Raw genomic sequence first — 24,802 nt, forward strand, 5'->3', positions numbered from 1 at the left:
AGTCAAGATTTTTTTATGTTAATTTGATCACATTTAATACTTTTTTCACACCTTGTTACAATATTGGTTATTTTTTAATCAAAACCTGTAAGAATTTGTCCTTTTTGTAACTGTTTCTTAAATAATGCTAGACACATTTATTCCAGCTTGAATATTATCCTTTCCGTTAAATGCAGTTGCACAAGTGAATTTACAGACCTCTATGGTTAATTTTCAGCGACTTAGAAAGTTAAAATTGAGGTTCCAAGGAGTTAAACGATGCATGCTTCACTAAAATATATGATGGCCCTGACCATGGGTCTGAGTATGACGCAGGTCAACTCAGAAATGGTTCAGTCATCATACTTAAACAATGATTCGGATAGTTCGAGTCTAGCTTCTCGTGTGATTAGCAAAGATTCAACAAATTTCAACTCTCATTTTTCAAACCTAAACAGTTTGTCAATTACTGAACGTTCTGGCGATCAAGTCCGTCGTCAAACTATTGCAGCAAAGATTCAAGTTCCTGAAGATGAGCCTTCAGTAATTGATAAACTTAATGAAGTTGCTTCAAACACAGTTCGCAAATTTAGCCAAACTGGTGTTGCATCTTGGTACGGTCGTCAGTTCCACGGCCGTAAAACCGCAAGCGGTGATACATTCGATATGAATGATTTGACTGCTGCACACCGTAGCTTGCCATTAAACTGCTTTATTCGTGTAACCAATAAAGACAATGGTAAAAGCGTAGTGGTTAAAGTCAACGATCGTGGTCCTTTCCATGGTAACCGTGTACTTGACCTCTCTTACGGCGCTGCTAAGCGTTTAGGTATTACAAATTCAGGAACAGCACGCGTTAATATTGAACGCGTAGATGGTCCAAACTCGTAAATCACTGCATGCATTTAACAAAAGCCACTTTCCAGTGGCTTTTTTATTGTAAAAATAAAAATACAGATGTCCGAATTGCCCCCTTAACTTTCCAGTTATGCCCCTTTTCTTTCAATGCATTCCAGATAAAATAAAATGCGAGTCGATACAGGATGTATCACTAAACAGCAAAACGAAAACCGAAGTTTAAATTCTAAAAGTAAAAAAGTGAGCCATGCATGGACGTGAACAGCAAAACGCCAAACTTCGCGCATACATCCCTCAGCAAAACCCAAAAAGTAATCGCACTTGGTTTTGCCACGCAAGGCTTGGGTTATGCCAGCGTTATGACCGCGCTTCCCACAATCAAAAGCAGATTCAGACTTTCAGATGATCAACTGTCGATTATTATCCTTGGCGTCTGTATTGTCGCAGCACTGGGTTCTATTTTGGCAGATCGACTTGCCGTCAAACTAGGTTCAAGGCTGGCTATTGTTATCGGCTTGCTATTTGAAGCCATCGGTATTGCAATTGCAGCATTTAGTCCCAGTGTCATGATCATGGTCGCTAGTTTTTTACTTTATGGGCTTGGACTCGGATGTTTAGATGCGGCATTGAATATGCAAGCTGTCATGATGGAACAGAAACTTGGAAAAAGCGCCTTGGGCGGTTTCTTTGCCTGTTATACCGCTGCTGCTTTCCTTGGTGCGTTAATCATGTCCGCGACAGTCTCAACCACACTTGGGGCAACTGCGGCATTGTGCATTGCTGTCATGATGTGTTTGATTACATCGCAAGTGTCAAAACGTTGGTTATTTCAACAAAAAGAAAATGCTGCCCTACATCCTCAACAACGATCACCAATTCCGCATAAACAATTGCTTATTTTTGGTGTGATCATTCTCATCGCCTTTACTGTCGACTCAGCGATCAGCACGTGGAGTTCAATTTATCTTAAAGATATTTTAGCAAGCTCAGCCACAGTCGCCCCATTGGGTTATGCCGCATACCAAATGGGTATTTTACTCACCCGTTTAAGTCTGGATTATCTTTTAAAATTTAAAAGCGCTGCATGGGTTGCCTTCATCACAACGCTGATTGGTGCAACAGGCTGTGCCATAGCTGGCTTAGGACATTCATTGGCGATTGTCATTGCTGGTTTTGCAATGGCTGGTGTTGCGGTAGGCGCATTAGTCCCGCTGACATTTTCAGCAGCAGGTCGTTTAGATGAAAATCGACGCGATGAAATTATCGCACGGGTGAATATTTTTAATTATGGCGGGGCTGTAGCAGGAGCTGTAATTGTTGGCTTACTTGCTGCTCCTATCGGTTATGGTCCCTCATTTATTGGTTTAGCACTGGCGCTGTTATCTGTGATTTATTTTAGAAAAAGATTTATTTAGGCTGTATATAAATAAAAAATCGTTTAGGATAAATCAAGATCATTGTTCAAATGTAAAAACACTTATCATTTTTAAACACATATCAAACCTATACGCAGATCAAAATCTTTGCTAGTTTGAATAAAATAAACAATTCAATTCATCTGTTTTGAGCAATATTTAATAAAACAAATTTGGGGATTATTCATGTTTCAAATCAGTAGCCCATCAAAACTTGTCCGTGCAATTGCACCCATCATCTGCGTAATTGGCCTTGGCTCGCTTAGCGCATGTACCACAGTATCTCCAACAAACACGAATACACCCGCTGATCTTGCAACATTGACGCAAACAAACACGCTATTTTACGGTGGCTCAATTTTAACCATGCAAGGCATGTCACCCCATTATGTCGAAGCGCTACTGGTCAAGGATGGAAGAATTGTCTTTGCAGGTGATTTAAAACAAGCGCAAAAGTTAAAACAAAAAAATACCCAAGAGGTTAACTTAAACCATCATACCCTGCTGCCTGGTTTTATTGATGCACATAGCCATTTAAATAGTGTCGGTCTACAGCAAACTGTGGCAAATCTCTACCCTACGCCCGATGGTAACGTTTCAGATATTGCATCATTGATTCATGAACTTTCATTATGGCAACAAAACAATCCTGACTTTATCAAAGCAACCTCAGGTTGGATTATTGGAAATGGTTATGATGATGCCCAAATTAAAGAAAAACGGCATCCTACAGCAGATGATTTAGATTTGGTTTCCACCAATCACCCGATTATTGTTTTACATCAGTCAGGACACTTAGCCTCTGTAAATCATAAGGCTCTTGAACGTTTAAACATCAATAAAAATACCCCAAATCCAACTGGCGGGATTATTCGTCGTAAAGCAAATTCTCAAGAACCCAATGGTGTACTTGAAGAAGCTGCTGTTTTTTCAGCAATGGCAACTGCGTTTAGCAAAGTTCCACCTGAAATCATGCAAAATATGGCAAAAACAGCACTGAATACCTATATCAAAAATGGCTATACCACTGTACAAGAAGGTCGTGCAGATCATGGTACTGCTGAATTATGGCGAAGTTTTGCGGCTATCAATCAATTGAATATTGATGTCGTGGTTTATCCAGATATCATCAATGAAAAAGATTACATGCTGAAAAATGGCAGTAGTCTCAATTATCAAAATCATTTTAGAATTGGTGGGGTTAAAATCAGCCTAGATGGCTCCCCACAAGGCAAAACCGCATGGCTAACGCAGCCTTACTTCATCCCACCAGAGGGAAAACCTAAAGACTATCGTGGTTATCCAGCCTACCCAGATACAAAAATGGTTCAAGATGCAATTAATCTGGCTTATAAGAATCATTGGCAAATTCTTGCACATGCCAATGGTGATGCTGCAATTGACCAATATCTCGCAACTATTGAAACAGCCAATTCACAATATGGCCAAGCAGATCGCCGCAATGTGATTATTCATGCGCAAACCATGCGTGAGGATCAATTAGATCAAGCCAAGAAATTAGGGCTTATTCCTTCGTTCTTCTCATTACATACTTATTACTGGGGCGATTGGCATAAACACGAAACACTCGGCGCAGAACGTGCCAACCGAATTTCCCCTACAGGTTCTGCATTAAGAAAAAATATGATTTTTACTGAGCACCACGATGCTCCAGTTATCCCTCCTAAAAATATGATGGTAATTGATGCAACCGTCAATCGTACCACCCGTTCTGGAGATGTATTAGGTGAGGATCAAAAAGTCAGTCCTTATATTGCATTAAAATCAGTCACAGATTGGGCTGCATACCAATACTTTGAAGAAAAAGACAAAGGTACCTTAGAAAAAGGCAAATTGGCGGATCTTGTGGTGATAGATCAAGACCCATTAAAAGTGCCCACTCAAAAGATTAAAGACATCAAAATATTGGCAACCTATAAAGAAGGTCAATTGATTTATCAAAGTCCCCAATAAGGATCAGTAAGGGATAGTCGGGATAGGACATGCTTAATTCGAAATTTTTAATCATACTATTGGGCCTGAGTGGTTTTACTTATGCAGATATCGCTATTTTCAAAGCCACTTTTCCTGATCTAAAAACCAACCAAGCACCTCACCCACAACACCAACTTGAACAACTTCCCGCAGCCACACTCAGCAATAATGTAACCGTGGATACCTATATTGCTGCAATTCCCAATCCTTTTAACGATACAGGATTCTACAAAGATGATGCCGTCTGTAAGATCAACAATACCCAACAAGTGAAATGTCAGTTCAGTTATACATTATCTGCAACTCAAGCAAAAAACTTTAAAATCATCTTACTGCCCGGTATTGGTCCTGTACTTGTCCCCCTATCATGGCAAGTGATCAGCACGGATATGGGACCTTCTGGCGTTGCGTATGCTGTGCTGGCAAGCCGTAAAAAAGATGAAGTCATCACCATTTATAATTCATCCGCGTGTGCTGGCTGTGCCATGCATAGCGCAAGTTTATATTTCCCAAATGTGAAAAAACTCAGTTTAGACAATGAATTTGGAGCCATTGAAGATAAAAACCATCTGTTAAACATCGTCAAAGCCAATAAAAATAAAGTGTATTTTAGCTATCAAATTCCCAACTATCCCAACAAAACACATGGGATTGCCTATTATGCCGATGAAAGTGATGGCAACGATGTCACCAATTTTCAGGAAATCAAAGTTACACTTAAACCAGAACATCAAACTTGGGCACGTGATATTTTAAATTTCTATCAGGCCACACATTGAAATCCTCCTGACCAGCACTTGGTTTTATTTAAAGCCGCTATTTTGACCAAAACATTATTCTGATTTATATTGTTTTCAGCAAAAATAAATATAGCCAACCACATGCATGGAGCGCCAAATGAAAACAATCACCGAATGGTTCGATGAATATAGCGAAAGTCATCAAAACAAAACCAATAAAGCCATACATTGGGCTTGTGTCCCCGCGATTTTATTTGCCATCATTGGGATTCTTGCACATTTTAGTGCCTTGCTTACCGCACTGCTTCTGGTTCTTACCCTCGTTTTCTATGCCCGTTTAGATATTGTTCTTGCTGTAGCAATGACCGCATTAATTGCAGTCATGGCATGGATCATTTACTTACTTCCTGTTGGTGTTGGTTTCTATATTGGGGTGTTTATTTTAGCTTGGATTGGTCAATTTTATGGTCACAAAGTCGAGGGTAAAAAGCCTTCTTTCTTTAAAGACCTTCAATTCCTCCTCATTGGCCCTGTATGGTGTATGGATGCCTATCTTGGTAAAGTACTACCCAAATGGAAAACACGCCAGAAACTGGCTTTTTAGCGCAAATAAACCAGAGGGAAAATCCAATTCGGCTTTTCCCTCCATTTTTTTCAATTTAACAGATAAAATAACCCGTAAAAGCACAATAAACTTAAAGCTAAATTGACTAGAATTTTCTTAGAAATAAGCGCTAAAACAACACAGATCATTGCTGTTAAAAAATAGGCATCCAAAGGCAATGCACGGAATTGATCTCCATTAAAAAATACAATGGGTGCACAAATTGCAGTCAGCAAACATGGCGCTGAATACTGCAACATATTTCCAATCACACGAGGTAATTTCAGGGCGATTTTAGGTTCCAAGAAAAAGTAGCGGTTAATCAATACAATGGCTGCCAACGTTAACAATAAAGTCCATGTCATTTTGCTACGCCTATATTTTTTACTCCGACGATCTTTGCCATACACATCGCACTAAACATCCCCAAAATCCCTGATAGCACAATGCCCCCTTCAAATTGAAAATATTTAAAAATACAGGCAGATAGCAAGGTACACATAACGCCTACCAAAGTTGCGCTATTTTTCACCATAGGCACAATAATCAAAATAAATACCGCAACAATTGAAAAATCTAAATGTAAGCTTTCTAAATTTGGAATTGATTTAGCCAGTACAATACCCAACACACTAAATAGGCACCAAGCCAAATAAAAACACAGCCCAGCACCAAACAAATAAGCAAAGCTGCGTTGTTTATCTTTGCCAATACCGACAGCAAACAGTTCATCTGTCAGCAAGAAGCCAATTAATATACGTTGCTTAAACGGAAAACGACTGACATCTTGACGAAAATTAAGCGCATATATTAAATGCTGACTGGTTAAGAAAAATACCGTAATCATAATCGTCAAGGCCGATGCATGTGACATGACTAAACCTAAACTTACTAACTGTGCTGCACCTGCAAATACAACAGCGGACATTGAGAATGCTTGTGCAAAGCTTAATCCAGCATTGATTGCCATTGATCCAGCCAGAATACCCCAAGGCAGTACGGCAATAGATAAAGGTAAAATATCGACCACACCTTGGAAAAATGCCTTTTTATTTTGTTTAGACTTCGGCTCAATCTCGGCAGTATAAGATTCAAATTGATCACTCATTTGCAAAATCCAAATCTAAGAATTTAAGCAGTATCTTATAAATGCTCAGTGATCGCTTGAATGAAATTGCTATTTGGTCAGGAGCTGTAAACGTTTAAATGGCTATTCCCGGATACATTTATTAAATATTTAAGGTACTTAAATATTGAGAAGGTGTAACCCCGACTGCTTTTTTAAAATGCCGATTAAAATGACTTTGATCTGAAAAACCACTATTTTGGGCAGTCATTGCAATACTCTGACCTTGTTTTAATAATTGGCGCGCTTTCTGTAAACGGACCTGAACCAACCAACTATGCGGTGGTAAGCCCGTATATTTTTTAAATTCACGTAAAAAATGCCAAGGGCTTAATCCTACATATGTCGCCAAATCAGTGAGCGAATAATCATGCTCAGGAAAACTGCTTAATAAATCTTTGACTATTTCAACTTTCCGTTGTGCTTCTGGTAATTGAGCAGGTGTTAATTTGGCACGACCATAACGACTGATTAAGCGGGCTAAAGTGGATAAATACATACTCTCTTTCAGTAAAGTATTTTCTTTTTGTTCTAATAAATCAAAAAGTAAACAAAGTTGCTGTGCCAATCCAACATCTTGCACAACTGCTTGTGGGAACCACGGTACGCTATTTTTAACACTAAAAAAATCTTGCCCTGCATCTAACAACATTTCTGGCGTTGGATAAATTGCACGATATTTCCAGCCTGACTCGACAGCAGATGAACCTGTATGAATTTCATCAGCATTGACTAAAATAATGTCGCCCTTCGGTGCTGTATGTAACTGCCCAGTCCGATAAAAACTCTGTGCACCATCTTCAATCACACCAATACAATAACCTTCATGCACATGCTTTGAAAATTGCTTATGGTGATACTGTGCTTTTAACAACTCTAATCCACCCAATTCTTTTAGGTGAAAGTAGCTTGCCCACTCCTGCATTTTTTCTATTCAGACTTTTGATAATAATTTTAAAATAGCATGTTTATAAAAAGCGTATAGAACAAAATTGCTATCTATACGATTAGACATGGAAAATACAAAGATCTTTTGTGCACATAAGAAAATAACCAATAGATTACTGATAGGTTTTTCCATTATGTTTTAGCCAACCATCTTGATGACGACGCTTTGGATCATGGTGTGTCCAGTGCATTACGCCACCTTGGTTGCTATATTCATATTCGCCAAAAAATTCAACAGTATCGCCTTTGCGTAAATTATCGATACGGGGTGCTAAATCAATATTATGTGCAACCAATACAGTTAAGCCATTATCCAGTGCAAGAATAAATTTTTGATGACGTGAACCTTCATTATCATCACGCAACACGGCTTTTACTCGACCGATGGATTGTACTTGAACATTACTGAGTTTTGCATCATAGGCTTTTCGAATAACCTCAAGACCATTTTGATTTTGACTATTGGCAGACGGCTTATCTTTAAATTGGTTATCTTTACCCTGCTCATCCACATGCTGTGTATTGTCTTGTGAATGATTGTTTTGCTGATCGATCGATTCAACTTTAGAGGGTTCAGTTGCTTGATTTTTTTGTTGATTGAGATCAACACCCAGATAAGCTGCGACGATCACTGCAATTACAGCACCAATACCAAGTTGTGTTTTATTTGCCATAAAGTTTGAGTCTAATCAATGTTCATGGTGGAATTATAAAAGAATAATCTTTTAGATATGTATGAATTAATTCTTCTAAATCTACTTCAATTAAATTACAGATAAAAAAAACCCCTCAAAAGAGGGGTTTTCAATAATTATACTCAGTGAGTAAAAATTATTTAGCAGCCGCTTGAGCAGCAGCAACTTCTTCTGCAAAGCTCATTTCAGCTTTCTTCTCAATACCTTCACCCACTTCGAAGCGAACGAATTGAGCTACAGTTGTTGCAGTCGCTTTCAATACTTCAGCAACTTTTTTGTCGTTGTCGATTACGTATTGTTGACGCTCAAGAACAACTTCGTTCAAGTATTTTTCAACTGAACCAGTCACCATTTTTTCAACGATGTTCGCTGGCTTACCAGATTCAATCGCTTTAGCTTCTGCAATTTCTTTCTCTTTCGCGATAAGATCAGCAGAAACATCTTCAGCAGTTACAGCAACTGGGTTGAACGCAGCAACGTGCATTGCAATACCTTTACCAGTTTCAGCAGAACCTGTGTAAGAAACAACAACACCGATTTTTAAACCGTGTTTGTAAACTGCAAGGTTTTCACCTTCAACAATTGCAGCACGACGAACTTGGATGTTTTCACCGATTTTTTGAACAAGCGCAATACGAGCTTCTTCAACAGTTGAACCATCTTCAAGTTTCAATTCAGCAATTTGAGCAGCATCAGTTACACCAGCAGCAAGTGCAGCAGCAGCAACTTTCGCAGAGAAACCAGCAAAGTTTTCGTCTTTAGCAACGAAGTCAGTTTGACAGTTTACTTCTAAAAGAATTGCTTTGTTACCTTCTTGAGCAATTGTGATCGCGCCATCAGCAGCAATGTTACCAGCTTTTTTAGCTGCTTTTGCTTGACCTGATTTACGAAGATTATCAATCGCTAATTCGATGTCACCGTCTGCTTCTGTTAATGCTTTTTTGCATTCCATCATTGCAAGACCAGTACGGTCACGTAATTCTTTTACCATGCTCGCAGTAACTGCAGTCATGTTGTTCTCCTAAATACGGTAGAATATGAATCTGTTCAACAAAAACGGCCCAAAGGTTCCTCTGGGCCGTTTTGCTTTCTCGACGCTCAATTTGTCATCATTTTAAATCACAAAAATGACAAGCTTGCGTCAAAACGCATTAAGCCTCAGGAGCTTCTTTCGCAGCTTCTTCGCCTTTAGCTTGAGCATTCGCTTGAGTTTGAGCGTATTCTTTACCAGCAAGAATTGCATCAGCCATTGCAGAAGCATAAAGTGTAACAGCACGGATCGCATCGTCATTACCAGGAATAACGAAATCTACGTTATCTGGGTTAGAGTTTGTATCAACGATACCGATTACTGGAATACCAAGGTTTTTAGCTTCTTTAATCGCGATTGCTTCGTGATCAACGTCGATGATGAACAATGCGTCAGGTAAACCACCCATGTTCTTAACACCGCCTAAAGAGCGTTCAAGTTTTTCCATTTCACGAGCGCGTTCTAATGCTTCACGTTTAGTAAGTTTAGCAAAAGTACCATCTTGTGATTGAGTTTGAAGATCTTTCAAACGGTTGATTGACTGACGAAGAGTTTTCCAGTTAGTCAACATACCACCCAACCAACGGTGATCAACATAAGGCTGACCAGCGCGTTGAGCTTGTTCACGAATGATGTTAGAAGCAGCACGTTTTGTACCAACGAACAATACTTTGTTCTTTTTGCTTGCTAGATTGTTAACAAAATTCAAAGCATCATTTAACGCAGGAACAGTATGTTCAAGGTTGATGATGTGAATACGGTTACGCGCACCAAAAATGTATTGACGCATTTTTGGGTTCCAGAAGCGAGTTTGGTGACCAAAGTGCGCGCCAGCTTGAAGAAGGTCGCGCATGCTTACGTTGTAATCTGCCATTTTCTTTACCTTAAAAGTTTGGGTTAGGCCTCCATATGTCCGCATTCTCCACCCTTTCAGGCACCCAGAGTAATGTGACGACATATGTGCGGATTTTTAAATTACCCTTATCAATATTTCCATAAACCATTCACAAAGAAAGTCACAGAAAGCATTTGATAAATTGGGCGGCTATTTATACCATAGTCACATACAAATTTCCAAAAGTTTTTAAAGATCATGAACAGTACTTACGAAGCACCACGTCGATTAATCAAAACCGCAGATGAAATTGAAAAGATGCGTGTTGCAGGTCGATTGGCTGCAGAAGTTTTGGATATGATCAAACCGCATATCAAACCAGGTGTCAGTACACTTGAATTGGATACGATTTGTCATGACTATATTGTCAACAAACAAGACGCTATACCTGCATGTTTAGGTTATGGCGCTGCACCTGGTCGCCCTGCATTCCAACATGTGATTTGTACATCTGTAAATCATGTGGTATGTCACGGTATTCCATCTGCAAGTAAAATTTTAAAGAAAGGCGATATTCTCAATATTGACGTCACTGTGATTAAAGATGGTTATCACGGCGATACCAATATGATGTATGTGGTTGGTGGTGAAACATCGATTATTGCTGAACGTTTATGTAAAGTTGCTCAAGAAGCAATGTACCGTGGTATGGAAACGGTGAAACCGGGCTCAACCATTGGTGATATTGGCGCAGCGATTCAAAAATATGTTGAATCAGAACGCTTTAGTGTGGTGCGTGAATATTGTGGTCATGGTATTGGTACAGTATTCCATGATGAGCCACAAGTCCTTCACTATGGTCAACCTAATTCAGGTATGGTTTTGGAAGAAGGTATGACCTTTACCATTGAACCAATGGTCAACGCGGGTGTTTGGCAAACACGTTTAATGGGTGATAAATGGACGGTGGTGACCAAAGACCATAGTCTTTCAGCTCAATATGAACATACCCTGCTGGTGACCAAAGACGGTGTAGAAGTTTTAACTGCGCGCCCTGAAGAAGATCTATCTCGTTTTCAAAAATAACGAAAGTCATTGACTAAAATGACTTATGCTGCTTAACAAAAGGTCATATTTATATGGCCTTTTTTTATGGCTTGAGTTTTTCCTTATCTGCCAAGTCAATGTTTTATGGTTATTTTTAACCGAGATCATGGCCTATTTTTAGCATGTAATATCATGACAACACGATTACAGTTGTATTACATTTATAAACTTATGATAAATAAAACATTAAAAAAAGAACATTCACTTAAAAAAAGCCTTTGTAAAGACTACATTAATTAACAGCAAAAACTTCTAATAATAAAAACGCATAAAAATTAGTATCAATTACGGACATGGAGTCCAAACCTATGAAAAAATCATTACTTTGCATCATGACCTCATGCATGACTTTACCGATGATGGCCCATGCAGATTCACCCTATTTTAGTCTGAAAGATGGTGATGGATTTAAACGCTTTTCTGTTTCAGCAGGTTGGCTACATGCAATGCCGCAAGGTAATCCCAATGGTGTAAACATCAATACCAGTGTTAAGAAAGGCGATTATGCGGTTGGTGATGTGCAACTTGACACTGTGACCAATGCAATTGCCAATACCGAAGAAGGTGCCGCCAAAAAAGAAAAGTTATTGGGTGTGGCAAAACTTGGTGAAACTTTAGGCTTAATTAAAAATGGAACATTAACCTCAAACATGAGTGGTAAAGCCAATATTACCAGTTTAGAAAGCTGGAATAATGCAGATGCAGGACTGAAAGCAGATAATGTTGATACCTTAGGGATCATGGCAAATTACTTCTTTACCGATAATATTTCATTAGAATTTAAAGCAGGTATTCCCCCTAAAGTTGATATTAAAGGACAAGGCCAAATTAATGCCCCTGTACTTGGTATTGCGACACCTGAAGGTAAGCTGGATACACCGATCATTGGCGGAATTGCCAATGGCTTAATTAATGGCATTGGTGGTATTCCTTTAGATACACAAATCCCGATTACCAATTTAGAGCAATCGAAAAAAGCTGCATCTGCAACAGCATGGTTACCTGCCGCAGAAATACATTATCAATTTGGTAAATCTGGTGTAAATAAACTTAGACCTTATGTCGGCGTCGGTGTCATGTATGCGCATTTTACCAATGTAAAAATTGACTCTGGTATCAACAAAGATTTAATTGCTGCAGGCCACATGGTTCAAAATGTTCTTGATGGTCAGGCAGGTGCAGCATTAGAAGGAAAAACATCATCAGCTGATCCTCGCGTTAAAGTAAAAGCCGACGATGCCATAGCGCCTATGGCTACGTTGGGTGCAACCTATGATTTTAATGATCGTTGGTTTGGAGTAGGCTCTGTCACTTATGCACCAATGAGTGGTGATGTCAAAATCACTGTCGTTGACAACAATACAGGGAAATCGCTCATCGGTGCTAAAACCAAAATTGATATTGATCCTCTGATTACTTATGTCGGTGTGGGTTATCGTTTCTAAAAGCTAAATTTATTTTCATTAAAATGTGTTGATTGATCACTAAAATTTATCGATTGATAAATTTTTATTCTATCGCTAAGTCCCATTGAATCATCTACAATTCTCATATGATGATTCAATGGATAGCTTATGTCAGTACAACAGGACGACACGCGTTTCTCTAAACCACTCATTTATATGCTTATTGGAAGTGCTTTTATCTTGGCACTCTCTTTAGGTGTACGTCACGGTTTTGGGCTTTATCTTGTGCCCATGAGCCATGAGTTTGGTTGGAGTCATCAAGTTTTTAGTTTAGCCATTGCCATACAAAATCTATTCTGGGGCGCAGTACAACCTTTTACTGGTGCGCTTGCAGACAGATATGGGAGTAAGAAGATTGTTGCAATAGGCGGGGTGCTCTACACCATTGGTCTATTGTTAATGTCCATCAGTTCAAATGTACTGTTACTAGATATCAGTGTCGGCTTAATTATCGGCTTAGCCCTCTCTGCAACCTCATTCTCGGTATTACTTTCAGCCGTAGGACGAGCAGCGCATCCAAGCAAGCGCAGTATGGCAATGGGTATTGCCAGTGCAGCAGGTTCATTTGGGCAATTCATTATGTTGCCAACCACCCTGCTTCTCATTAAAAACTTCGGCTGGTCATCTGCGCTGGTCATTACAGCAATGCTGATCGTGTTGATTGTTCCATTGGCATGGATGCTTAAAGCCCCCATGTATGTCCCACCAAACGCAATTAAACAAGCGATAAAACCCAATTTAAGCTTTAAACAGATTCTTAAAATTGCCTTTCAGCATAAACCCTTTTTATGGTTGGCCTTTGGTTTCTCAGTATGTGGGTTCCAAGTGGTTTTTTTAGGCATTCACCTGCCAGGTTATTTGATTGATCATGGTTTTGATGCCTCCACTGGAACGATCTTTCTTGCATTAGTTGGTCTATTTAATATTATCGGAACCTATACCGCAGGTTGGCTTGGTGGTAAGTATTCCAAACCGCATCTGCTTATGGGTTTATATGGTTTACGTGGCGTTGCGATTGTTGCATTTCTGATGCTGCCATTGAGTATTTGGACTGTTTACGCCTTTGGTATCGTTATGGGAATCTTATGGCTTTCGACTGTACCTCTAACCAACGGTATTGTGGCCAATATGCTTGGTGTAAAATACTTAACCATGCTAAGCGGTCTGGTGTTTTTCACTCACCAAATCGGTTCTTTTTTTGGTGGATGGCTAGGCGGTTTAAATCATGATATAACGGGTAACTACAACATCATTTGGGGATGCTCAATTGCCTTGTGTGTAGTCGGCGTTATTGTGCATTTCTTTGTCAATGAAGAGGCTGTGGTTAATGACTAACTCATTCTCGTGGTTCAAGCTCAGTATCTGGTTGGTTATTGTTGTTCTGTTCGGGCTGTCAAGTATGCTGTGGTTGAACACGCCTGAATTATTTGAATATTTTAATATGGCTTTTTGTGCGCATTAATTTGAGCTGAATCTCAGTGCTATTGATTCAAAAACGGTCAATAAAAGCTGCCAGACAATCGTGCTTATGGCAGCTTTTTTAAAATTCACTATTCAGTCTTTATCTTTTTAAATAAAAAAGTTCACACATTAAAAAGACCATTTCACAATGGTCTTTTTAATGATCAATACTCGATGACCTTAAGCTGATTTTCGCGAGTTTACTCGTCCTTGAATCACCGCTTTGATATTATTTTTTGCATAATTAAAGAAAACCTTGAGTGGAGAAAGCTTAGGATTTGGCTTCTTCCCTTCTCCAATCGCTTTAAACTGCGCGGCATACCACAGGATTTCCATGATCGCCATTTTATCAACAAAAGGAATACCTGTTTTGATCTGTTCTACTGCGTATCGAACGTCCTGACCTGCAATCAAGTTGTTGCTGACTTCAGGTTCTACCGCAAGAGGACGTGCAATCCCAATAAATTCACACGCACCACTGTCTAAAGCCGCGTTCATACCTTGTGCTGTACGGAAACCACCTGTCACCATAAGATGACATTTAACTTCTTTACGAATTTTTTCTGCAAAATCCAAGAAATATGCTTCACGTGCAATCGTACTTTGCTTACGTTTATCCGCTTTTGCGCCTGCCATTGCTGGTGCTTCATAGGTACCACCAGAAATTTCGATCAAATCGATCCCTGCTGTATCAATGGCTTTAAATACTTGAACCACTTCTTCTTCTGTGATTCCACCACGCTGGAAATCTGCAGAGTTCAGTTTGACTGAGATAATAAAGTTTTCTGAGGTTTTAGCACGCACTGCAGCATAAATTTCTAACAAGAAACGCATGCGGTTTTCAATCGAACCGCCCCATTGATCTTGACGTTTATTGGTCAATGGTGAAAGAAATTGACTGATTAAATAACCATGTGCGCCATGTAATTGTACACCTTCAAAACCTGCTTTTTCACAGATCCGCGCAGCTTCAGCAAATCGTTGAATGATATCTAAAATTTCTGCTTCATTGAGTGCACGTGGTGTACCAAATGTCGTTGCCAGCATTGGACTAAAAGGCACTGCTGAAGGTGCCACTGTTTCTTTATTGAGTCCTTTTGGACATTGGCGACCTGGATGTGATAACTGAATCAATTGTACCATCCCGTGCTTTTTACCTACATTTGCCCATTCAGTCAGTTTGGCAAGATCACGTTCCGTTTCAACTACAACAACACCCGGCTCATTTTTCGCACGGAAATCCACCATTACATTACCCGTAATGGCACAACCCAAGCCGCCTTTCCCCCAAGCATCATATAAACCTAAATGCAATTGGTTCGGTTGCCCTGCATGATTGGCCAATGCTTCACTCATTGCACCTTTAATGATTCGGTTTTTAAATCGCGTGTTTTTTATTTCTAATGCTTGTGCAAGATGGCTCATGGTCAAATCTCTTTAGTGATTAGAGCTTTTACTCTAATTTAAATTTATAATAGTTCAAGCGTAAATCTGACAATGCATTTTGTCAACTTTGTTAATGTGAATATTTTTTGAACCACAACCATCTATACAGCGTTAATACTGACTCGCTGCAATTAATCGCTTGGTATAGTCATTTAAAGGTTTATCAAATAAGGCTTGAGTGTCTTGAAACTCGATAACTTTAGCATCTTTTAATACCAAAACTTTCTGACAAAGTGCTTTTACCACCTGTAAATCATGACTAATAAACAAATAACTCATTTGATAATCCTGTTGCAACTGGCGCAGTAATTTTACAATCGCACGTTGTGTGGTTCGATCAAGAGCTGAGGTTGGTTCATCGAGAATCAGTAATTTAGGGCGTAATACCACTGCACGGGCTAAAGCCACACGTTGCCGTTGACCGCCAGACAATTCATGCGGATAACGCTGTTTAACTGTTATCGGGAGCTCTACTTTATCTAAAATTTCATTGATACGAATCAACATTTCAGCTTCTTTTAGATGTTGTAACGCCAAGCCCTCTCGAATAATCTGGTCGACAGTCATACGTGGATTTAAACTGCTTAACGGATCTTGGAATACAATTTGAAAATTGGATCGAAGCGGACGTAATTTACGCTGACTCAATCTGTTCAAGTCTTGATTGAGTAGAAAAACATTGCCTGAGCACTGTATAAGCCGTGCAATTGCCAGCGCCAAAGAGGTTTTACCAGAACCGCTTTCTCCGACAATACCGATGGACTCAGCGCGATCTAAACGTAAATTGAGTGGTTGAACGGCAACAAAATAATCTTTAACTCGATTAAATATGCCCTTTCTTATTGGAAATTTCACCCCAACACGATGTAGAGATAAAACTAAATTACGTTTATGCGGTAAAGCATTGGCTTCACCAAAATCATGATCCAATAAATATTGGGTATAGCTGGCTTTAGGGTTTTGAAAAATATTTCGAACTGTGCCTTTTTCTTCAACCTGCCCCTGATTCATCACAATCACTTGATTGGCATATTTACGTACCAAATTCAAATCATGACTAACCAAAATCATGGCCATTTTATGGTTTAGAATAAGCAGTTGTAATAAGTTTAAAACTTGCGATTGTAATGTGACATCTAAGGCTGTTGTCGGCTCATCCGCGATAATAATTTCAGGCTTTTGTGCCAAAACCGATGCAATCAAAACACGTTGTCGCTGACCACCCGATAACTCATGTGGATAACGATTCAACTTATCCTCAGGTTCATCCATTCCGACATCACACAATAAGTCATAGACACGTTTTCTGACTTTTTCCTTGGACATCCCGTCTAAAAGTAAAGTCTCACCAATAATCCGCTCAACCTTGTGTAGCGGGTTGAGTGCAGTCATCGGTTCTTGAAAAATCATGGCAATTTTTTTACCACGGATCGCCAACTGCGCATTTTGATTAAGAGACAATAGATTTTGCTCATCATATAACGCTTGCCCAGTCACAGTTAAATTTTCAGGAAGCAAGCCAAGCAATGCCAAACCACTAATTGATTTGCCTGAACCACTCTCCCCGACAATCGCAACAGTTTCCCCAACATGTAGGTCAAAGTTAAGATTATTGACCAGCACCTCTTTACGCTCATTTTCAATATGCAGATGTTGGACAGACAACAACAAAGATTGATCATTTTTGACGTCTTGGATCGAATGCATCGCGTGTCGCCTCCCCAATATAAATCAATAAAGATAGCACCAAGGCCAAAGTAAAAAATCCGGATAAAGCCAGCCACGGCGCATTTAAATTATTTTTACCTTGTAGTAATAATTCACCGAGGGAGGCTGCATCTGGTGGAAGCCCATAACCTAAAAAATCCAATGCAGTAAGTGCGGTGATATTTGCAGTCAGCATAAATGGAAGTTGAGATAAACTTGAACTGATCACATTGGGCAAGATATGTCGGAACATAATCATCAAATCACTCACCCCTAATGCACGTGCTGCTTGAACATAATCTAAATGACGGGCACGAAGAAACTCAGCGCGCACTATACCGACCAACTCTGTCCAGCCAAAAATCAACATAATCAGAAATAGCCAATAGACACTCGGGGTAAATATACTGACCAAGATGATCACCATAAATAAAGTCGGCAAACCACCCCAAACTTCAAGCAGACGTTGCCCAATTAAATCTACCCATCCGCCATAATAGCCCTGTATCGCCCCAACAATAATTCCAATAAATGCAGCAAATAGTGTCAATGCCAAACCAAACAACAGTGATATGCGTAGACCATAAAGAATACGGGTAAATACATCACGCCCTTGATCATCTGTACCTAACCAGTTTTGTGCGGTGGGTGGTGATGGAACAGGAACGGCTAAATCTAAATTGGGAGTTTGGTAGGAATAACGAACCAGTGGCCAAATCGACCAACCTTTTTCATCAATCAACTGCTGAACCACCGGATCACGATAATCAGCTTCTGTTTCAAAGACCCCACCAAAATGTGTTTCAGGATAAGCCTTTAAAACTGGCATGTAATAATGCTGATCGTATTTGACCAATAAGGGCTTATCATTGGCAATAAATTCGGCAGAAATTGAAAGGATAAATAAAACGATAAATACGATGAAACAGACAAAACCCAAGCGATTCTTCTTAAATTTCTGTATTCGAGCTTGCATGATCGGTGACATTATTTTGCACCTCTCGATTCAAAATCAATTCGCGGATCAATCACACGATAAACCACATCACAGATTAAACGTAAAATCAGCCCAAATAAGGTCAGAAAGAACAAAGCACCAAAAATCACTGGATAATCACGTTGTTGCACGGCTTCAAAACCCAGCAAGCCTAAGCCATCCAAGTTAAAAATAATTTCAATCAGTAGATTTCCAACAAAGAACACCCCAACCAATACTTCAGGCAAGCCAGCAACAATCACCAACAATGCATTGCGAAACACGTGTTTATATAACACATCATTTTCAGTTAAGCCTTTTGCTCGTGCCGCAAGCACATACTGCTTATTGAGCTCTTCCATAAATGAATATTTTGTCAAATAGGTTAAACTTGCAAATCCGCCCAACACCATGGCCAGCAAAGGTAAAGCCATGTGCCAAAAATAATCTGCTATTTTTTCAAATAAATTGAGACTGTGAAAGTTGTCTGAAACAAAGCCTTGTAATGGAAACCATTGTAAATAAGAACCGCCAGCAAAAAATACGATCAACAATATTGCAAATACAAAAGCGGGAACGGCATAGCCCACAGCCAAAAGTAATGAGGTTGATTTATCAAAAAATAAGCCATGTTGTTTGGCTTTTTTAATCCCTAAAGGAATTGAGATTAAATAAATTAAAAAAGTGCTCCACGCACCCAAGGAAATGGTGACTGGCATTTTTTCCCATAACAGCTCAGTCACTGGCTTATCTTTAAAAAAACTTGTGCCAAAATCTAAAGCTAAATAGTTTTTTAACATCAACCAGAATCGTTCATGTGCAGGTCGATCAAAGCCATATTGCTGTTTGATTTTATTGACCATATCTTCGCTTAAGCCCTGTGCACCACGATACTCATGGTTATTTACCGAAGATGATAGCCCCCCAGCAGTCATATTGACCCCTTGTAAGTTTTCCGCTTGTTGAATCGCTTGTTCAACAGGCCCACCAGGTGCAATTTGAACCACAACAAAATTGATCAAGAGAACAAAGAACAATGTCGGGATGATCAGTAACAGCCTTTTGAGTATATATGTGCCCATTGAAACGATGTTCCTTATGACCTCATGAGGGTAGATATGTCAATTTAAACATCACTCACGTTGAGCCACTGATGTTTTAACCATGAAGATTTAAAATTATGCTTTTAAAATGCTCGATTTTTTAAATATTGCTCTACTTTTTTCGCTTGATCTGCATCTGCCCACCAATATTCTAAACCGAGGGATAATTTTGGTTTAACTTTGGGTTGCTGATACATATTCCAATAAGCATACCAGTTTTTATCATTGCCATAAGTCAGAATTTGATAATAGCCTGCACGTAATACCCGATCCAGTGCTCGGGTACGAAGCACCAATTGTTCACGGTTCGGTGCGTAAATAATCTGTTGAATCAGCTGATCGACCACTGGGCTTTTGACACCCGCATAATTGTAATTGCCCACTTCATCGGCAGCTTTACTGCCCCACATCTGTGCCTGTTCAGCACCCGGTGTTAAGGATTGCGGCATATCGATAGCAGTCATCTGAAAATCTAAACGGCGCATACGTTCTGTATATTGCGGTAAATCGACTTGACGAATATTTGCCTGAATCCCAAGTTTTTTTAAATTACGAATATAAGGCAACAAAGTCCGTAGTGCACCATCTTGATGAATCAGAAATTCAATTTGAATGGGGCGACCTTGTCTATCCACCAATAGTCCATTGTGAAAACGATAACCCGCCTTTAATAGCATCGAACGTGCAATCAATAAATTCTGTCGGTTAAAACCACTGGCATCTGAAACTGGGTATTTCCAATCTGCCAATACACCTTGCCGTTGTAATGCGGGCAATTGCTTTAAATAAGGCGTTAAAATTGCAAGTTCTTTCGCGCTTGGTTTTCCAGTCGCAGCAAGCTCACTGTTTTGAAAGTGGCTTTGCAAGCGAATATTTTGACCATATAACAATGCTTTGTTGATCCATTCAAAATCATAAGCATAGGTTAATGCTTGGCGAAAATTGAGATCACTGAATGGCGCCTTTCGGGTATTAAAAACCAAACTTTGCGTGAGCGCTGGTGTTTCAATCTTAGAAATATATTTTTTCACCAAACCTTGTTTTACCGCAGGAAAATTATATTCAGTGACCCAGTTACGGGCATTTTTTTCTTGATAAAAGCGATATTGTCCAGATTTAAACCCTTCAAAAGCGATTTCAGGGCTTCGATAATAAACATATTTCATGTGATCAAAGTTATAACGACCACGATTGATGGCTAAGTCCTTTGCCCAATAATTTGGATTGCGCTTATAGCTAATACTGCGCCCAGAATCAATATGCTCAATCAGATAAGGCCCCGATCCTAAAATCGGCTGCAAGGTCACTTTGCTATAGTCTTTATTTTTCCAATCTGCTTTTGAATAAATCGCAATTTTTGCCAAAATAAAGGGCATATCTGCATTGTGGTCTGATTTAAATGTCATTTTCACTTGGTATTTAGACAATACCTCAGTCTTGGCTAAATCAGACAAATACATTTGAAAGCCCAGATTGGCTTTGCTTTGAATGGTATCAAAACTAAATTTAACATCCTCAGCCGTGACAGGTGAACCATCACTAAAACGGGCTTTAGGATTTAAATGGAAAATAACAAATTTGGTTTTAACAGGATCATAAGTGACTTTTTCAGCGAGAAGCGGATATAACACACCCGGCTCATCCAGTGAGCTATCCATTAAGCTATCAAACAGATAATTAATCCCTTCAGTTGAACTGCCTTTGCCATTCATACTGTTGAGATTATCAAAGGTGCCTATACTCGCTGTACTGATATAGCCGCCTTTGGGTGCATTGCTATTGGCATAAGGCATTGCCTGAGCTTTGTCATACTGTGGAGCATTATGTACAGCAATATATGCTGTTGTCTGTAGAGCAGCATCAACATTTAAGCTTGCAACACATAATCCCAATGCCAGCCCGATCGGGCTGACACATGCAAAACTTAGGCGCATTCCCCTATTTTCCTTTATTCAAAAAAGTTTTTGAAATGTTAAGCTTTAAACGTCACTCCAATAAAATGGCGCTTAAAGATTCGGAACTTTAATAATGCTGCCAATGCGTAATGATGCGTTTGGTTTTAATTCATTCATCTCAGCAAGTGCACTGGTATCAATCCCAAATTTACTGGCTAAACGAATCAATGAATCACCGCTTTTCACTTTGTATTCAGTCACTGTTTTAGGAATACGAATAGATTGTCCACGTTGTAAACCCGCACGTGGACTCAGATCATTCAATTCAGCCAGTTCTTGAACTGACATGCCAACACGATTTGCAATCGCATTTAACGACTCACCTGACTTCACCGCATAGCTTTCAGTATTCTTACTCGAAGCTTTAGCTGTTGCTTTCGCAGTCGCCTTTAGGTCTTCTTTTTCTTTAGATAGCGTGGATTTACTGGGTAATTCCCCATCAAGCTTTAAGCGTTGTCCAATATCCAAAGCCTGATTACGCGACAAACCATTTAATTCACTTAAATAAGACAATTGCAGTTTATATTTTTTTGCAACGCTTGCCAGTGTTTCACCTGATTTGACCACATGAATATCTTTGCTAGCGCCTTCTGATCTCGACTCATTTCTCGCTTGTGCTTTCTCTTTGCTGCTGGTTTCAGGCGTGCCAGTCAATTTCAATTTCTGCCCAACAAACAAACCAGATGTGCTCTTTAAACCATTTAAATCGGCTATTTGGTTAACTTGCAAATTATATTTATTTGCCAGCGCAATCAGGCTATCACCAGATTGCACAGTATAGGTTTCTGGTGTTGATGTTCCAGCAGGGATCTTAATGATTTGACCCACAAGCAAGTTTTTAGATGTCGAAATTTTGTTTAACTCGGCTAATTCTGCCAAGCTTAATTTAGACTGAACTGCAATACTGGATAAACTGTCGCCACTTTGAACTTTATAGTTCTCAGTTTTATAGTTTGTTTCAGCTTTCACATTCTTAAACTTACTTTGATCAATCACTTTAGAGTCAAGTTTAGCTTCTGGCTCATTGACTTCATTGAGTGGTACATTGATCTTTTGCCCCACAAATAAGCTACCTGAAGTATCTAGCCCTGGAGTCAAATCAGCGAGTTCATGTACAGATAAAGCATAACGATCGGCAATCACTTTAAGATATTCGCCGCGTTTAACTGCATAAGCCTTGGTCTTGATTTTAGCAACAGGCTTAGAGGTATCTGCACGAACCACTGCTTTATTGATTTCAGATAATTTATCATCTGAAGCATCTTTAAGCTTTAATTTCTGACCGACAAATAAATTACTGTTGGTATTCAGATTATTATAATTTGCCAATTGTGAAACAGATAAATCAAACTGATTTGCCACACTGGTTAAACTGTCATTTGGTTTAACCACATAGTTGGCTGGAGCTGAATCCGTGCTTTTGCGAGAAACCACAGGGGTATCAATTTGTGGTTTGGCATCATATAAATACAAAGTCGCCCCAACAAATAAAGTTCCGTTTGGATCAACTTGGTTCCATTTGGCAATATCGCGCCAATTTACGCCATTCTTTAAAGCGATCGTTGCTAAAGTATCCCCTGCCAAAACGGTATAAGTACTGCGTTTACCTCTTGGTGGTTCAACCACAACTTCAGTTTCAGTTTTCTTAAAGTTCTTATCTTGATTCAGTTTGGCTTCTTCCGAGTTTGCAGGTGTGGTATCTGCTAAACCTTTAGGATATGAGAATCCAACCGTATTTTCTTTACCTTGAACCTCTGCAACCGATTGACTGGTTTGAATTGCAGTCAGCTTAATTTTACCATCATACGGGTCAAGCACTTCTGTCCCTTGTGGTGCAATCGCCTTAATCTCTTTAACCACTTCTTCTTTTTCAGCTTGGGTGGCTTGAGGTTCTAAAACTTGTTTAACCGTTTCTTTTTCACCTTCAGCTTTTACTGCGGCAAGAATTTGTGCTTTTTCACGTGCAGAAATTGGCGGCTCTGCGGCAACAGGTTTCACATTGGCTGCATTGGTCACAGCAACAGGAATACGTGGCGCACTTGGAATATCAGCATTGGCAGCAAATTGCGCTAATGCATCCGAGCCTTGTGGTGTATTTTTGAGCGTGCTCAATGAACCTGTGGTTGTCGTGGTGGTTTTTGCTGTTGTTAAAGCAGGTGGCGTCGCTTTACTTGGTGTAATTGATTGAGTCACTGTCGAGGTGACCGCTGTAGGCGTTAAAGTTCGTGTAGCTGTGGTTGGCGCAGTATTGCTTGCCCATAAACCGCTATCAGAACCCGGTTTTAACGCTCTTAGTTTTGCATCGACGGTTGGACTAAGATCCGCAGGAATCAAAATACGTAAGGTACTCGAAGGGTCAACAAATTCACCACGATGACCAGGGTTTAAAGCATATAATTCAGCACGACTTAAATTGGTAATTGAAGCAATTTGATTGAGTTGTACGCCCGGTGGAACTGCAACTTCTCTAAAGTGCGGACGATTGGCAATCGGCGGTAAGCTCACCCCATATTTAGATGGGCTTTTAATAATCTGCGCCACGGCTAAAAAGCGTGGTACATAGTTCATGGTTTCTTGCGGTAAACGCAATGACCAATAGTCTGTTGGTAAGCCCGCAGCTTGGTTACGGTTAATTGCTTGCTGGATACGCCCTGGGCCTGCGTTATAGGCAGCCAAAGCCAACTCCCAAGAACCGAATTGATTATATAAACTGCCTAAAAATTCATAAGCGGCACGTGTTGATTCAACCACATCACGACGCCCGTCGTATAAACTGGTTTGTCTTAAACCATAGATTTTCCCTGTACTTGGGATAAATTGCCACATCCCTGCTGCTGCTGCACTACTGGTTGCTGCTGGGTCATAAGAACTTTCAATAATCGGCAACAGTGCTAATTCAGTAGGTAAACCACGACGTTCAGCTTCTTTCACGGTATGGTAAAGATAGCGTGATGCACGGGCACTGAGACGGTCAATATAGGGTTGGCGTGAAACAAACCAGCTCCGTTGCGCATCGATACGAGGATCCCAATGGTTTTCATCCATTTTAAAACCGACTGACATCCGCTTCCATACGTCACCATGTTTTAAAATCAATAGGCGATCGCCCTCTACCGCGCGTATATCAGTTGCAGAAAGTAGATCTTCTAAAGAATCCAGACTGCTGGCATCCAACATACCTGCTGACTTTGATGTTTGAACTTTTGATGTTGTCGACGTCGAAGAACACCCTGCAGTCAACCCTAATGCTGCGAATGCAGATGTTAATAAGGATAATTTAAAGAAAACAGTCGCAGTAGGTTGCCACACCATTGTGGTAGGTTTAAACATAAGAGTTCCGAACAACATTTAGTAAA

General features: G+C 39.7%; 20 protein-coding genes. 8 read left to right on the forward strand and 12 right to left on the reverse strand.

The genetic code is table 11. The annotated features are described in order from the left end of the window. The first annotated feature begins 258 nt into the window (after positions 1–258). From L3V46_RS14825 to L3V46_RS14845, 5 genes are all read left to right on the forward strand, one after another. Positions 259–870: a septal ring lytic transglycosylase RlpA family protein gene (locus L3V46_RS14825; protein WP_004722011.1), complete on the forward strand. Its 612-nt coding sequence runs from the start codon at positions 259–261 to the stop codon at positions 868–870. A gap of 218 nt (positions 871–1,088) precedes the next feature. Then, complete coding sequence (locus L3V46_RS14830) at positions 1,089–2,252, forward strand: MFS transporter (RefSeq protein WP_239046117.1); 1,164 nt, start codon at positions 1,089–1,091, stop codon at positions 2,250–2,252. A 186-nt stretch (positions 2,253–2,438) separates the two neighbouring features. Then, positions 2,439–4,226 carry an amidohydrolase gene (locus tag L3V46_RS14835; RefSeq protein ID WP_239046118.1) on the forward strand — a complete coding sequence of 596 codons (1,788 nt, stop codon included), beginning with the start codon at positions 2,439–2,441 and terminating at the stop codon, positions 4,224–4,226. 29 nt (positions 4,227–4,255) lie between these two features. Beyond that, on the forward strand, positions 4,256–5,026 hold the full coding sequence (locus L3V46_RS14840; RefSeq protein ID WP_239046119.1) for a DUF4850 domain-containing protein: 771 nt from the start codon (positions 4,256–4,258) through the stop codon (positions 5,024–5,026). A gap of 118 nt (positions 5,027–5,144) precedes the next feature. Next, complete coding sequence (locus L3V46_RS14845) at positions 5,145–5,591, forward strand: Mpo1-like protein (protein ID WP_004722016.1); 447 nt, start codon at positions 5,145–5,147, stop codon at positions 5,589–5,591. A gap of 50 nt (positions 5,592–5,641) precedes the next feature. On the opposite strand, the gene L3V46_RS14850 is transcribed toward L3V46_RS14845, so the two are convergent. The 6 genes from L3V46_RS14850 to rpsB form a co-directional block, all read right to left on the reverse strand. Next, positions 5,642–5,956, reverse strand: coding sequence for an AzlD domain-containing protein (locus L3V46_RS14850; RefSeq protein ID WP_239046120.1), 315 nt, complete (start codon positions 5,954–5,956; stop codon positions 5,642–5,644). Continuing rightward, entirely contained in the window at positions 5,953–6,699 is a 747-nt protein-coding gene (locus L3V46_RS14855) for an AzlC family ABC transporter permease (RefSeq protein WP_239046121.1), read from the reverse strand. Before L3V46_RS14855 ends, L3V46_RS14850 begins: the two co-directional genes overlap by 4 nt. A gap of 121 nt (positions 6,700–6,820) precedes the next feature. Continuing rightward, entirely contained in the window at positions 6,821–7,642 is an 822-nt protein-coding gene (locus tag L3V46_RS14860) for an AraC family transcriptional regulator (RefSeq protein ID WP_239046122.1), read from the reverse strand. Positions 7,643–7,778: 136 nt separating this feature from the next. Beyond that, a complete protein-coding gene (locus L3V46_RS14865) occupies positions 7,779–8,339 on the reverse strand; it encodes a DUF3465 domain-containing protein (protein ID WP_239046123.1) in 561 nt (186 codons plus the stop codon). Positions 8,340–8,496: 157 nt separating this feature from the next. Continuing rightward, complete coding sequence (tsf, locus tag L3V46_RS14870) at positions 8,497–9,372, reverse strand: translation elongation factor Ts (RefSeq protein ID WP_004722025.1); 876 nt, start codon at positions 9,370–9,372, stop codon at positions 8,497–8,499. A gap of 139 nt (positions 9,373–9,511) precedes the next feature. Then, the gene (gene rpsB / locus L3V46_RS14875; protein WP_004722027.1) at positions 9,512–10,264 is read right to left on the reverse strand and encodes a 30S ribosomal protein S2; all 753 of its coding nucleotides are present in this window, start codon (positions 10,262–10,264) and stop codon (positions 9,512–9,514) included. A 219-nt stretch (positions 10,265–10,483) separates the two neighbouring features. On the opposite strand from rpsB, the gene map reads away from it, so the two are divergent. From map to L3V46_RS14890, 3 genes are all read left to right on the forward strand, one after another. Next, on the forward strand, positions 10,484–11,311 hold the full coding sequence (gene map, locus L3V46_RS14880) for a type I methionyl aminopeptidase (RefSeq protein ID WP_004722029.1): 828 nt from the start codon (positions 10,484–10,486) through the stop codon (positions 11,309–11,311). A 329-nt stretch (positions 11,312–11,640) separates the two neighbouring features. Continuing rightward, entirely contained in the window at positions 11,641–12,777 is a 1,137-nt protein-coding gene (locus tag L3V46_RS14885) for an OmpW family outer membrane protein (RefSeq protein ID WP_004820002.1), read from the forward strand. Positions 12,778–12,906: 129 nt separating this feature from the next. Continuing rightward, positions 12,907–14,133, forward strand: coding sequence for an MFS transporter (locus L3V46_RS14890; RefSeq protein ID WP_239046124.1), 1,227 nt, complete (start codon positions 12,907–12,909; stop codon positions 14,131–14,133). Positions 14,134–14,439: 306 nt separating this feature from the next. Here L3V46_RS14890 and L3V46_RS14895 read toward each other — a convergent pair whose 3' ends face one another. The 6 genes from L3V46_RS14895 to L3V46_RS14920 all read right to left on the reverse strand — a co-directional run bounded on the left by L3V46_RS14895 (position 14,440) and on the right by L3V46_RS14920 (position 24,776). Continuing rightward, a complete protein-coding gene (locus L3V46_RS14895) occupies positions 14,440–15,684 on the reverse strand; it encodes an NADH:flavin oxidoreductase/NADH oxidase family protein (RefSeq protein ID WP_034614284.1) in 1,245 nt (414 codons plus the stop codon). Between the two features lie 132 nt (positions 15,685–15,816). After that, positions 15,817–17,412, reverse strand: a complete 1,596-nt coding sequence (locus L3V46_RS14900; protein WP_239046125.1) for a dipeptide ABC transporter ATP-binding protein — start codon at positions 17,410–17,412, stop codon at positions 15,817–15,819. Further along, on the reverse strand, positions 17,384–18,400 hold the full coding sequence (locus L3V46_RS14905; protein WP_239046126.1) for an ABC transporter permease: 1,017 nt from the start codon (positions 18,398–18,400) through the stop codon (positions 17,384–17,386). The genes L3V46_RS14900 and L3V46_RS14905 overlap by 29 nt, the downstream gene beginning before the upstream one ends. After that, positions 18,400–19,470, reverse strand: coding sequence for a microcin C ABC transporter permease YejB (gene yejB / locus L3V46_RS14910; protein WP_239046127.1), 1,071 nt, complete (start codon positions 19,468–19,470; stop codon positions 18,400–18,402). The genes L3V46_RS14905 and yejB overlap by 1 nt, the downstream gene beginning before the upstream one ends. Before the next feature lie 104 nt (positions 19,471–19,574). Continuing rightward, positions 19,575–21,425, reverse strand: a complete 1,851-nt coding sequence (locus L3V46_RS14915; RefSeq protein ID WP_239046128.1) for an extracellular solute-binding protein — start codon at positions 21,423–21,425, stop codon at positions 19,575–19,577. Positions 21,426–21,497: 72 nt separating this feature from the next. Next, positions 21,498–24,776, reverse strand: coding sequence for a LysM peptidoglycan-binding domain-containing protein (locus tag L3V46_RS14920; protein ID WP_239046129.1), 3,279 nt, complete (start codon positions 24,774–24,776; stop codon positions 21,498–21,500). Between the last annotated feature and the right edge of the window lie 26 nt (positions 24,777–24,802).

It is taken from the genome of Acinetobacter sp. AG3 (genome assembly GCF_022343575.1).
Classification (GTDB): domain Bacteria; phylum Pseudomonadota; class Gammaproteobacteria; order Pseudomonadales; family Moraxellaceae; genus Acinetobacter; species Acinetobacter guillouiae.